Source organism: Vibrio proteolyticus NBRC 13287, from assembly GCF_000467125.1.
Classification (GTDB): Bacteria; Pseudomonadota; Gammaproteobacteria; order Enterobacterales; family Vibrionaceae; genus Vibrio; species Vibrio proteolyticus.
Map to the genome: position 1 here is coordinate 64,991 of NZ_BATJ01000012.1, position 12,928 is coordinate 77,918.

12 protein-coding genes are annotated in these 12,928 nt (G+C 51.2%); 7 read left to right on the top strand and 5 right to left on the bottom strand.

The features are described from left to right. Window positions 1-25: 25 nt before the first annotated feature. A complete protein-coding gene (locus VPR01S_RS15125; protein WP_021706230.1) occupies window positions 26-274 on the top strand; it encodes an Lpp/OprI family alanine-zipper lipoprotein in 249 nt (82 codons plus the stop codon). Between the two features lie 113 nt (window positions 275-387). Here VPR01S_RS15125 and VPR01S_RS15130 read toward each other — a convergent pair whose 3' ends face one another. The 4 genes from VPR01S_RS15130 to VPR01S_RS15145 are packed head-to-tail and all read right to left on the bottom strand — an operon-like array spanning window position 388 to window position 4,512. Beyond that, complete coding sequence (locus VPR01S_RS15130; RefSeq protein ID WP_021706231.1) at window positions 388-1,344, bottom strand: L,D-transpeptidase family protein; 957 nt, start codon at window positions 1,342-1,344, stop codon at window positions 388-390. A 2-nt stretch (window positions 1,345-1,346) separates the two neighbouring features. Further along, the gene (gene phrB / locus VPR01S_RS15135; RefSeq protein WP_021706232.1) at window positions 1,347-2,759 is read right to left on the bottom strand and encodes a deoxyribodipyrimidine photo-lyase; all 1,413 of its coding nucleotides are present in this window, start codon (window positions 2,757-2,759) and stop codon (window positions 1,347-1,349) included. Between the two features lie 9 nt (window positions 2,760-2,768). Beyond that, window positions 2,769-3,569: a MerR family transcriptional regulator gene (locus VPR01S_RS15140; protein ID WP_021706233.1), complete on the bottom strand. Its 801-nt coding sequence runs from the start codon at window positions 3,567-3,569 to the stop codon at window positions 2,769-2,771. Then, window positions 3,559-4,512, bottom strand: a complete 954-nt coding sequence (locus VPR01S_RS15145) for a YbgA family protein (RefSeq protein WP_021706234.1) — start codon at window positions 4,510-4,512, stop codon at window positions 3,559-3,561. The genes VPR01S_RS15140 and VPR01S_RS15145 overlap by 11 nt, the downstream gene beginning before the upstream one ends. Window positions 4,513-4,864: 352 nt before the next feature. Here VPR01S_RS15145 and deoD point away from each other — a divergent pair, with 352 nt between their 5' ends. The 4 genes from deoD to VPR01S_RS15165 all read left to right on the top strand — a co-directional run bounded on the left by deoD (window position 4,865) and on the right by VPR01S_RS15165 (window position 10,296). Beyond that, window positions 4,865-5,575, top strand: coding sequence for a purine-nucleoside phosphorylase (gene deoD / locus VPR01S_RS15150; protein WP_021706235.1), 711 nt, complete (start codon window positions 4,865-4,867; stop codon window positions 5,573-5,575). 82 nt (window positions 5,576-5,657) lie between these two features. Continuing rightward, entirely contained in the window at window positions 5,658-7,127 is a 1,470-nt protein-coding gene (locus VPR01S_RS15155) for a hypothetical protein (protein ID WP_021706236.1), read from the top strand. A 123-nt stretch (window positions 7,128-7,250) separates the two neighbouring features. Then, window positions 7,251-8,735 (top strand): tetratricopeptide repeat protein, encoded by a 1,485-nt coding sequence (locus VPR01S_RS15160; RefSeq protein WP_021706237.1) that lies wholly within the window; start codon window positions 7,251-7,253, stop codon window positions 8,733-8,735. Continuing rightward, window positions 8,716-10,296, top strand: coding sequence for a GGDEF domain-containing protein (locus VPR01S_RS15165; RefSeq protein ID WP_021706238.1), 1,581 nt, complete (start codon window positions 8,716-8,718; stop codon window positions 10,294-10,296). The genes VPR01S_RS15160 and VPR01S_RS15165 overlap by 20 nt, the downstream gene beginning before the upstream one ends. 8 nt (window positions 10,297-10,304) lie before the next feature. Here VPR01S_RS15165 and VPR01S_RS15170 read toward each other — a convergent pair whose 3' ends face one another. Further along, window positions 10,305-11,192 (bottom strand): DMT family transporter, encoded by an 888-nt coding sequence (locus tag VPR01S_RS15170; protein WP_021706239.1) that lies wholly within the window; start codon window positions 11,190-11,192, stop codon window positions 10,305-10,307. A 180-nt stretch (window positions 11,193-11,372) separates the two neighbouring features. Between VPR01S_RS15170 and VPR01S_RS15175 the strand changes: the two genes are divergently transcribed. Together VPR01S_RS15175 and VPR01S_RS15180 are read left to right on the top strand one after the other, a co-directional pair. After that, on the top strand, window positions 11,373-11,762 hold the full coding sequence (locus VPR01S_RS15175; protein ID WP_021706240.1) for a DUF3302 domain-containing protein: 390 nt from the start codon (window positions 11,373-11,375) through the stop codon (window positions 11,760-11,762). Continuing rightward, window positions 11,762-12,892, top strand: coding sequence for an HlyD family secretion protein (locus VPR01S_RS15180; RefSeq protein WP_021706241.1), 1,131 nt, complete (start codon window positions 11,762-11,764; stop codon window positions 12,890-12,892). The genes VPR01S_RS15175 and VPR01S_RS15180 overlap by 1 nt, the downstream gene beginning before the upstream one ends. The last annotated feature ends 36 nt before the right edge of the window (window positions 12,893-12,928 follow it).

The window sequence follows — 12,928 nt, forward strand, 5'->3', positions numbered from 1 at the left end:
CTTACTTATAAGCAAGGAGTTCATAATGAACAAAATGTTGATCGCAGCTGCAGCGTCTTCGGTACTACTTCTAGCAGGTTGTGCATCTGGTCCAGACGAAGCAACAACAGCGAAAATGGACGAGCTAAGCAACCAAGTTAGCCAACTAAGCCAAGACGTGCAGTCTCTAAAATCTGAAGTTCAAAAAACTGGTGCAGCAGCTCAGTCAGCTCAAGAAGAAGCAGCACGCGCTAACGAACGTATCGACAACATCGCTCAGTCTTACACTAAGTAAGTCTCAGTTATGTAGTAAAAAGGGCCTGATTATTCAGGCCCTTTTGCTTTTCTGCGTTAGCGGTAATAAAAAATGGTGACTCATGGGTCACCATTTTTTTATTTATCTTTCACTCACTCGGTTGGCAAAGCAAAGTCAACATCATCACCTAACGGATCCGAGTCAGCCGAATCGAAACTTGGCGGAATCACTTCGACTGGCACACCATTTTGCGCCAAAATCACCGAGCGAGCTTTGGTTTGAGGAATGTTGTGCTCCTCCATCCACCAAACCAGTTCCTGCGGCACTTTCAACTGTTTCTTACTGCCATCACTGCGGGTCAACGGTTCATGCGCTTCGACGAACACACTGCGATCCGGCTCCAGCGACATTTTGATCGGCTCATCGATCACTTTGACTTTCACGCCACGTCCAACCTGATGAAACAACCACTCAATGTCTTTCGGATCCATTCGAATACAGCCCGCGCTAACACGCATACCGATACCAAAATCCTTATTGGTGCCGTGGATCAGATAATCACCCGCGCCGTACGCCAGTCTCATCGCGTACAAACCCAGCGGGTTATCCGGACCAGCCGGTACCACGGGCGGTAATTCAACTCCTTTCGCCAGATATTCTCGACGAATCGAAGCCGGTGGTGTCCAGGTTGGGTTGGGTCTCATCTGGCTGATGGTGGTTTCCATTTCGGGTGTATCGCGGCCAATTCGGCCTATCCCTACCGGGAAAATGTGCACCTTCTTCAGCTCTGGCTCAAAGTAATACAAGCGCAGTTCAGCCAGGTTAATCACAATACCTTCGCGTCTGACTGCCGGCAGAATAATTTCTGACGGAATCGTCAGCACATACCCGACTTGAGGAACAAAGGGGTCTACCCCTTTGTTGGCCGCCATCAGCGAAAGAAAGCCGACATCGTACTGCTTGGCGATGTCCGACATGTTTTCACCGTCTTTGACCTCGTGGTACTGCATACGGCCCACAATGTTACTCCCCTCCGGCGGAAGGTCAAAAGTCGCTGCGAACGCCGTTGAGCTCAGCAAACAACATAACGAGAGTAACTTTCGCAACATGTTCAATTATCCTTGGCTTCTTTATAGAGGCGTAAGGTTATCTCTCTTTCGGCTTTGTGATCAACTATTGGTGATGGATATGACAATGACTTTACACCCGGCCATTTCCAGGGTTGATGTATCCATTTGTCCGGAACGTCTGCTAACTCCGGTACCCATTGACGGACAAAACGCCCTGCCGTATCGAATTTTTCTCCCTGGCTGACCGGATTAAAAATACGAAAATAAGGCTGACCGTCGCAACCGGTCGACGCACACCACTGCCAACCGCCATTGTTGGCGGCGTAGTCACCGTCGATTAGTTTGCTCATGAAATATTTTTCACCTTCCCGCCAGTCGACGTGCAGATCTTTGGTCAAAAAACTCGCTACCACCATTCGTAACCGGTTATGCATCCAGCCCGTCTGGTTGAGTTGGCGCATGGCCGCATCCACAATGGGATAACCGGTACGCCCCTCCTTCCAGGCCTGCAAATGCTTTTCCGAAGACCACCATTCAAGATGACGCCCCCATGGGACAAAGTCTTCGCTACGGCTGAGTTTAGGTTCAAAATGCAGCAAATGCTGGTAGAACTCACGCCAAATAAGCTCACTCTGCCACACTTCCCTGCCTGAGCAGAGGTGGGGGTGACCATAACTGAGCCTCGCAAAACACTGACGTACCGACAGCGCCCCAATAGCAAGATACGGCGACAGTCGGCTGGTCGCATCCTGCGCCGGGAAATCGCGCACCTGATGATATTGCTCTACGGATTGTGCGCAGTAATCGCGCATGGTGTCGATCACACTGCGGGTATCAACCGGATAAGCATTACTGCTGTGCCGCTCATAACTAAAAGGCGCCTCATTGGACAACACGTCACTGGACAGTGAACCGAGAGCCGCTGTTTGGGATGCTTTGTCGCTGCGCTTAATTGTCAGCGGGACTTCATAGAAACGCTTGAGGTAGGCTTTTTTAAAAGGGGTAAACACCTTGAAATAATTTCCCTGCTGATTCAGCACCGTCCCCGGTGGCAACGCACATTTGTCGTCATGCTGTTGGCAGTCGATCACCACATCTGCCAACGCCTCCTGCAAATCGTTATCTCGCCGCACTTCATTAAGTTCGTATTCTTTGTTCAGGTGCACTGCGACCGCACCAAGAGTGTGTGCCCAGTGGGTCACCACCGCAACAGCATCGCTGAAACGAGCCTCTTCGGCATACAACAAAGGCACATCCAGTGCGGACAGATCGCGCTGCAATTCAAACAGACGCCGGTAAATCAGGTCTGCCTGAATCGGCGCCAAATGGTGTTCCTGCCACTGCACAGGCGTAGCCACAAAGGCTGCCACCACCGCATCTCCCGAACGGAGGGCCTGTTGAAGCGCTGTGTTGTCCTCAACACGTAAGTCGCGACGAAACCATACCAGTTGCATGTTGCCTCCCTAGTCCAGATACAGTGCCCGCAGCACATCCGACGCGCTGAATCGTTCGTCCCATTGGCTGGACAAAGCGACGAGATGCTGCCGCTGAACATCCGGCAATGCACGGTTAGAGAACACATGTAAGCGCGAGAAAAACTCTAAGGCCGCACCATCACAGAGCCCGGTCAGATCGTCAGCCCCATCCAACACAATCACCCGCAGTCCGGTCTCGGACAGTTGTAGCGCTTCCAGCCAGGCAAAGACGCTTCCAACCGGATCCAGACTGACGAACAGACACTTGCCTTTGGTTGCCGCTTTATTTTCCGCGTCGATAATGGCACTGATGCGAGTAAGCATCAGCGCCTGGAACAACGCTTTTTGCAGCGTACGCTGACTGGACTTCACTTTGTCCAGAGCCTCCGTCACCGGCATCACAAACTGCTGGGTCACAATCTTGAGCGGATATTCTTTAAACACACCGCTGAGGATGCTTTCGGCTTTGCCCTGATTGAGTGCGGCCAGCGCTTCCAGCAAACTTTCCACTTCGTCCAGCGTCATGTTGTCTGCCTGCTCTGCGCCGGTCTCCTCATCGCCTGACAACAGCAAGCCTTTGACTTTGCCAATTGCCACACCTTTGGCCAGCCAGCGTTGAATCGCATGAATGGTATCAATGTCCGCTTGCGTGTACAGCCGATGGCCTTTCTCTGTGCGCTGCGGCTGAATGAGGTTATAACGACGCTGCCAGGCACGCAGCGTGACCGGTTTCACTCCGGTTGCTTCGGCCACTTCCCGAATTGCATATAGCTTTGTTTCACAACCCATAACGTAAACGTAACTCCTGCGGATAGGGGTTCAAATATTTCTGTTTATCCAGATAACTGTCCGGATAAGCGTTGAGGTAATGTTTGATGAGAGTCATTGGTGCAAGCAGCGGCAACAGCCCGATCCGATAGTCATCAATCACTTTGCGCAATTCTGCTTTCTGATCTTTATTCAGCGAACGCTTAAAGTATCCCTGCAGATGCATCAGCACATTGGTATTGTTCTTGCGGCTGGCCCGAATGGCCATGGCTTGCATCAATCCCAAACGATACAAGTTAAAGAACTCATTGATGTCATATTTATTGATACTGGCTACCAGCCGGCCAAGCTCTCGGTAAGACTGCGGATGATGCGCCATTAACGTCAGCTTGTAGCGTGAGTGGAACTCAATCAGCTTGCTGGCAGTGGGCACGCCGCCCATTGAAGTATACAAATCGTGCAGACAATAGACCCGGGTGATGAAATTCTCTTTGAGCACCGGATCATTCAGACGCCCGTCCTCTTCAATCGGCAACCAGGGCATCGACTCCATCAATACACGCGTGTACATGCCGACCCCGTCTTTGTCGGCGTTATGCTTTTTGTACACTTTCACGCGTTCCATTCCACAGGTCGGTGACTTGGCACACACGATATACCCGCACAACGACAATTGATCCAACTCGGCGACTTTATCCTTGGCAAACGCCTGCATTGCCTCGGTGTAGTCACGTTGCTCATCTTTGGTTTCCACCAGCGCTATGCGCTCTTCGTCGGAGATGAGCCGTATAGTTGGCCGTGGCACTGGCATCCCAATGCCGACTTCCGGGCACACAGAAATAAACTCCAGATGAGGAGCAAGCTCCTTGGTGACGAAATTACTCACTTTATGGCCAGAATCAAAACGGACCCGCTCGCCCAATACGCAAGCGCTGACGCCGACCAGAACAGATTGACTCTCCATGGTTCACCTCGAACATCGACATGTGTACATATTATTTTCTTGTACAATTATTAGCACAAGTCGATCACTGTGTACAAAAATATTTTCTGTACACCAATAAAAAGATCACGCTTTGTTTCCAGAACAATCACCACAAAAAGGCAGCCAAACGTTTACACAAATCGATTGCCTTACCACTTTCAACACATTTGGTTATCAATGGAAAATATATCCCTCCACACAGGGCTTTTTGTGACATACTTCTCAAGGAGCCAGTACTGACAGGGTTAGTATTGGCTCAACAAGAAAACACACTTTCAACAGAAACAGTAAAATGACTCAATGCATTTACTGACAAATTGGAGTAAAAGCTATGGCAACCCCTCACATCAATGCACAACCAGGTGATTTCGCAGAAACCGTCCTTATGCCGGGTGATCCACTTCGCGCAAAATACATCGCAGAAACGTTCCTGGAAGATGTGAAGCAAGTTTGTGACGTTCGCAACATGTTTGGCTTTACAGGCACTTACAAAGGTAAAAAAGTATCTGTTATGGGCCACGGTATGGGTATCCCATCATGCTGCATCTACGTACACGAACTGATCTCAGAATACGGCGTGAAAAACGTTATCCGTGTGGGTAGTTGTGGTGCAGTGCGCGATGACGTTAACCTGATGGACGTGGTTATCGGCATGGGTGCTTCTACCGATTCAAAAGTGAACCGTATCCGCTTCAATAACCACGATTTCGCTGCCATTGCCGACTACGACCTGCTCGAAACAGCCGTACACCAGGCGCGAGATCAGCAAGTACCAGTGAAAGTGGGTAATGTATTCTCTGCTGACCTGTTCTACACCCCGGAAGAAGACATCTTCGAGAAAATGAAGAAACTGGGCATCCTGGGCGTGGATATGGAAGCGGCTGGCATCTACGGCGTCGCAGCGGATCTGGGCGCACGTGCGTTGACCATTCTGACTGTCTCTGACCACATCATCCGTGGTGAAAAACTGAGCTCAGAAGACCGTCAAAAATCGTTCAACGATATGATGAAAGTCGCTCTGGAAACGGCGATCAACATCTAATCGACTGTGATAACGAATTCTTTTCCACAGTACCAAGCTGCCAGCTCCGGTTGGCAGCCTGAATTTTCCCGAGGGGGCGATCGTGTCAAACGATGAACTGCCAAAGGAGGCAGACGGGTTACAACTCAACTTTTGTAAAACATTGGCGTGTGACAACTTTGGATTGAGTGAGGCAAATCGTTACGTTTTGCAGCATGCTAACCCTAAGCGGCCAACGATGGTATGTCGTGAGTGCGGTGCTTTCCCCCCCTTACTTAACAATCAGGAAGTGTTAAACGAACTGCATCGTTTAAGACACCTGCACAGCGATGGCCTTCCGGCGTGTCGCCACGACGAGTGCGAAAATTTCGGCTTGTCCGTTCATACTCATAAACATCTGTACCACGCATTTGGTTACAGTGGTGACCGCCAGCGTTATCGTTGCAAAGCGTGTCAGTCTACCTTTGTCGACAAATGGTCCGGCGCCAACAAAAAGCTGACTTTTCAGGAAAATCTGCTCGGCTTACTCTTCATGAGCTACTCGGTGCGTGAAATTTGCCGCAAGCTGTCGATCAACCCAAAAACGTTCTACGATCACCTTGATCACATTGCCAGCCGCTGCCGACGCAAACTGGCGATGATAGATGCACGCTGGGTCAACCATGCCAGCGAATACGAACTGGCGTCGTTTTACGTACCTTTGCAGCCGCAGAGCAACAACGGCGTATTGTGGATCACCACGGGAGAAGCCAACACCGGCTACATTTTGTGTCAGCACGTCAACTACGCCTCCGATGAAGAATCGCAGGGCGAAGTCGACCATGACCCTTACCAGACACCCGCTCGCTTTGTCTCCCGCGAGCACTCGTCAGAAGCCAACATGCCAGTACCTGAGGCATCACCCTATCTGCGTGAACGCATTGACCAGCAATATCAAACGATTCTAGCCCGCGGCAACGTCGAAGATCCGATGGGCAACCTGACCTCATTCAATTACCCGTCCAAAGGCGCACTAATACGGCCTCCTTACACCTCTTACGCCCATTTTTTGCATGTGCTGGATATGTGTGGAGACGACAAACGCGTATCGATTTATATGCCCCAAGACCCCGTGCTGCGCTCTGCCGCACTAAGTGTGTGCCTACCTCGTATTCAGCGTCAAAATGTCGACCTTATGTACGTAGAAGAAGATCCGGGCTGGGAGAACACACAAGATTTTGACAAAATCGACATTGTTCATATGGGATGGTGGCGCGACCGTTGGGCGATCGCTTCTCAGCATCACACCGCCAAAGGAATATGCTACCTGGCCGGAGATCATCCGACGCCGGAATACTGGCTCCGCAAGGCCAGCACGGGAAAAATCGAATTCTACCACCAGCGCTTCCAGCTACTTTTTTCGACGTTCATTAACGAGCCGAGACGCAAGCTTCGCCCTGGTGGTCTGTTGCCCATGTTGGATATTTTTCGAGCTTGGCACAATCTGTGCTATCAAGATAAGACAGGGAAAACAGCGGCACAAAACCTTGGCCTGACGCAGCAACCACTGACATTGCGCGAACTGCTGTCGTAACCAGGAATAGTGTGAACTAACCCGGCTATTTAATGGCCGGTGTTTGCTTATTCTGGCTTTAGCCTGACTGCTGTTTTTATAATGTCTTTCGCATGCCATGCGTTGAGCTAAAGGATTGATTCATTGGACAAAAGTCAGCACACGTTAGAAGCCGAAATTGAGCAATTGCGGGCTCAGGTTGAGTCTGACCCTCAAAAAGTGCTGAAATTGGCCGAACAATGCGCCAATCGCTCTGTCCAAATTGCCTATCCTGAAGGCAGGATCCAGTGTTTGATCATCATGTCACGTTGCGCCTGGTGTCAGATGGACTATCGCAAAGGGCTGAAGTACATCAAAGACGCCTACACCAAACTCAACGCTCTCGACACCGATGATTACCTGCCGGAAATTCTGCATATCCACGCCCTGCACTGTTGGGGGCAAGCCAAATACTATTCTGCTCAACAATACTGGATTAACACACTGGAGCAATCCGCGCTGGTCGGTGAAGTCGAATTTCAGATTGAGGCGCTGATTGGGCTTGGCAACATCTGGCGCATCACCAATGAGCTTGATATGGCTCGCTCGACTCATGAGCTAGCGGTGAAAGTTGCCAATAATGCCCGTATCGACTGGCTGGAAGGCAAATCCCGCATCTTGCTCGCATGGGACCACTACCTGCTTAACAACTATGTTGAGATGCTGACGGTACTCGACGGCGCGATAGAAGCGCTGCAGTACCACCCGGACAGGACCTGGCACGCCGAGGTATGGGACTTTCGCGGCCTGGCGCTGCTCGGTCTGGAACGGGCTGACGAAGCCGAAGAAGCGACCCGCAAGGCACACGATTTGGCTGTCGAGCACAATCTGACCTGGATGAAAGCACATTCATTTATCAGCCGGGCACGGCTGGAACTGCTGCGCAAAAACCCAGTGAAAGCTGCCGAACTATTGGTCGAAGCCGAAGCGTCCGCCGCCAGTTTTGATAATGGTGAGCTGCTGTCGCAAATCTGTTTTCAACAGTCGCGGGTTGCCGAGGAATGCGGCGACGATCAAGCTGCGCTGGCTGCGTTCAAAAAGTACCGCCAGCATTCCGTCAACATGCTGCGTGAACAAAATTCCCGTACCGGTCTGGACAAAGCGCGAGACTCCAAACGCCAACTGGAACAGCGAGCGAGAAAACTGATCAACCGTATTCGGGCCCAGCACGAATACGACCCGGAAAAACATCTCAGTCGCCTGGTTTCTGAAACCTATTGGTGGGAGCAATTGATGCAGCATAAAACCGAGTTGAAACGTGCCTCGCATACGGTTGTGACAATTCACCATGCCAATCCGGAACTGCTGGATGCCTGCACAGAGTTGGTTCACTCCCTGTGTCATCAGCAAGACTTACTCGCTCGCCTGAGCCAAAACCGTCTGGGATTGCTACTGGCCGAACAGGGACAGGCCGCCGATGAGATGTATCAGATCCTGCGCAATATGATTCAACTCTATCCATGGCAGCGTAAAGGATTTAAAGGTCCACAACCTGAGGTGATCTGTCAGGATGTTCTGTCCTTCCCGTTTACTCTGGAACAGCTGGAAGAGAGCCAGCATAAGGTATCAGATGGAAGCACTACTGAATAAAATACGTGAATCAGGGCTGGATGCTTCCTCTGTTAGTGGTGAAGAGGCAACCATCTTCTGGGATTATGCCCGCCAACACATCGCCAGTTCACCGCGTGAAAAAGCCCATTGCTGGATCATCAGTGCCGAGTACCGCCTGACTCTCAATCAGATTCGCAACAGTATTGACGAGCTGCGCGCCGCACTGAGTTTGCTCAGCCTGCCGCAGGATGCCGATGTGATCCTGTCAGTCAAAAACAGCCTCAGCGATCGCCTGTTTGAAATGGGGGATTTCTCCGGAGCACTTAACGAATACGTCTCCGCTTCCAGTATCGCCGTGGAGCACAGTGACATTGATGCCTATGTGCTGGCCATTCTGGGGATGGGTAATCTGTGTGATGCTTATGGGGATCACAATCGCGCTCTGCGCTACTACCAAAAGATAGACGGCATTGATCACGCCATTTCCAGTCGTTCGCTGCGGCTGAGATACAAACTGTACATGCTGGCATGCTTTATCGAACTGCGCCGCGTCTCGGCGGCGCACGATTTGATCAAAGAGTGCGAAGAATTAAGTATTCTGGTCAGTGATAAGGTTCTGTCCGGGCAAATTCTGCTCTATCAAGCGAAAATCCTGCGTCTGGAAGGTCATACCACCAAGGCGCTTCACGCTCTGGGTGACATTCAATATAGCGTCGGAAACACCAGTTCGAGCTGGCTGTTTAATATGATCCGCCTTGAACTTGCCCACTGCCTGAGTGAACTCGGACGATCCGACATGGCGAACATGATTCTGGCGACCATCAGCAAACGCATTCGCCAGTACGCTTCCCCGGTGCTGGCTAAGCGGTGTTTTGATACCTACAGCGCCGCTTGTGAGATGAACAGCGACTTTAAGCGGGCACTCGAATATCAGAAAAAGGCTTACCGAATTGAGTCGGACCTGATGAAAAATATCCCCATCAGCGAGCTCGGCTCCTCTCAGTTGCGTCGCCTGTCTCGCTTTGAACTGCAACTGAAGCTGATCCTGTCAGAGCTTGAGAACCGCGAGCTGAAAGAAACCACCGAAAACCAGAAGAATACTGTGGCTCAATTGCAGCAGGATGTGTTTACCGATCCTTTGACCGGCCTGCACAACCGCCGCTGGCTGGACGTTAAGCTGAAAGATTTGCTGCTGCACGATGCGACCTTCTCATTGCTGGTGATCGATATCGACCACTTCAAATCGATCAACGATGAACTCAGCCATCTGGTCGGCGATCAGGCAATCATTAACGTCGCCAAACAACTGGCTGCGTATTTCCTCTTTCGAGGAGCCTCCTGTGTTCGCTTTGGTGGCGAAGAGTTTTTGGTGATCCTGGAAAATCAACATCAAGATCAAGCCGCCATGCACGCTGAAAACTACCGTGAAAGAATATACCAATTTGGTTGGGATGATATTCTGGGCGAGCGCGGGCTGACCGTCAGTGTCGGCGTCACACAGCACCGCGATGGCGAAAATACCCAGCGGACTTTTTATCGCGCGGACAAAGCATTGTATCGTGCGAAAGCCAATGGACGTAATCAGATCTGTATTGAATAACCTGACCGCTAACGGATAAAGAACAACGAAATCCCTACCAGCGCAACCAGCGTACCAAGCACACTGCGCCGGGTCAGAGGTTCCCCTTTGCATGCGCAGATGACCAAGATAAACAGTGGACTGGTGGCGATCAACGTCTGCGCGATGGCCGGATTGGCGTTTTTCAGTGCTATCTGCTGCAACCACAACGCGAGAAATGTGCCGACAAAAATCGCCGCCAACAACCAGCCCAACGATGAACGGTTAAGCTGACTGAGATGACGCCGAATGGCACAAAAAGGCTGAGATTCAAGTCGCCCAACCACCAGCATCACCGCCCCAACCCCGGCACTGAGACGGATCAACGCTCCAATCAACGGTGGAATATTCCCTTCGACCAACGCGTAATGCGAGATCACTACGCCGGTCGCCTGACACATACTGGCAAGCACACCAAATGCAATTCCGCTGGACGACATGATCCGCCCGGTGTGCGGCTCGGCAATCACATACATCACTGCGGCGGTGGTCAGCAACACGCCAAACCAACTTTGCAGACTCAGGCTGGCACCTAGCGCCAGCAAAGCCAATACGCCCGACAATGGCGGAGCCAAAGACTCCATTAAGAGCGTTTTATTAGCACCAATTCGCTTTAGCGCAGCGAAATAAGCGCTGTCACCGATTGCGATGCCAATCACACCGGACAGGCCCAGGATCCACAAATGAGACGCACTCAGTTGCCACTCTGGTTGTGGCATAAACGGCAACACCAGTAACATCATCGCCGCTGCAACCACACCTTTCACAATATTCAGTTGCAGTGCCGAAAACTGATGGCTGAACTGACTGTAAAGCCAAGTGGCGGCAGCCCAAACCGCAGCTGCAGAAATCGCAGCTGCTTCTCCATAGATTGACATTGTTGCTTTCCCTGTCTGATGGTTGTTGGATAAAAGGTTGCCATGAACCGAAAAACCACAACTCTGTTACACAATTGATATGTATAAATTGGCTTCGACACTATACTTTTTACAATCAATTACTTATTTTTATCAATAGTAGCAACTGCTATTTCTCAAAGACCGAACTAGGACACCAATATGCTTCTCGATTACATCGCGCTGGGCCTGTTGATATTTGTCGCTCTGGTGATTTTTTACGGCATCATTGTTATTCACGATATTCCGTATGAAATAGCCAAAGAGCGCGAACATCCGCACCAAGATGCCATTCATTATGCTGGCTGGGTCAGCTTATTCACACTGCATGCCCTGTGGCCATTTCTCTGGATCTGGGCCACGCTGTGGCGCAAAGAGCGTGGCTGGGGATTTCAAAAACTGGAAGCGGAGCAGCACGATCTGCATCACCGGGTCGAATCGTTGATTGATCAGGTCAGCCAATTACAACAAGAAGTCGCCACGCTGAAAGCTCAGCAATCGGCCGACGCGCCTAAGTCTTCTCAGGCTGACGATCACCAAGGAGCGCAGTAATGGATTTACTTTTAGTTCTGACCTACACCGCGCTGTGTATTGCCATTTTTAAAATCTTTAAAATCCCTCTCAATAAATGGACAGTACCCACCGCCGTACTCGGCGGCATTGCCTTGATCGGCACGTTAATTCTATTGATGAACTACAACCACCCATTCAGTCAGTTCGGCAACCAGGTTTACACCACCACACCGATAGTCTCCGGCGTCCGCGGGCGGGTGATCGAAGTGCCAGTGCAACCGAATGTACCGTTAGAACAGGGCGATGTGCTGTTTAAAATCGATCCAACACCTTTCCAGGCCGAGGTCGATAAACTCAAGGCTCAGGTGAAAGAAGCCAGCCAGGGTGCACTGAGCCTGCAATCTGACTTACTGGCCGCGGTCGCGGAAGAAGAACAAGCCATCGCTGAACGTGATAAAGCAGAACGTGAATTCATCCGTTATAGACGCGGTTATGCAAGAGGCGCGTTTACCGCGCAGGATCTCGACACTCGTCAGCAAGCCTACAAAGCCTCTGAAGCCAGCGTGAAGGCCGCCGCTCAGCGAGTGAAGCAAGCTCAGCTTGCTCTGGACTCCGAAATCGGAGGGGAAAACACCGCAGTCGCCAGTCTGCTCGCCCAACTGAGAAAAGCCGAGTTTAACCTGGAGCAAACCATCGTCCGGGCCCCTACGGGCGGTTTCGCGACTCAGGTCGCTCTGCGCCCCGGGTTAATGGCCGTCCCGCTGCCCCTTGCTCCAGCGATGACCTACGTCAACACGGAAGATCGCTATTACGCCGCCGCATTCCGGCAAAATTCTTTACAACGAATCGAGCCCGGATTCAAAGCCGAGTTTTTGTTCCGAGCCATTCCTGGTCGGGTATTTCGGGGCGAAGTGATTGAAGTCATCCCGGCGATTGGTGAAGGCCAGATCCAGGCCCGTGGAGTATTGCTCGGCACTGAGGCGCTGCGCACCAACGGTCGTGTGATGGTCAAACTGAAAATGACGGATGACATCTCCGAATTCAATCTGCCGCTGGGAACCGCCTTCGAAGTAGCGGTGTATTCAGACCATTTTGAGCACGTGGCGATCATGCGTAAGGTGTTGATTCGAATGAAAAGCTGGCAGAACTATCTTTACTTAGACCACTGATACCCGCTCCCAAAACCACAAAGCAGCGCTAAGCGC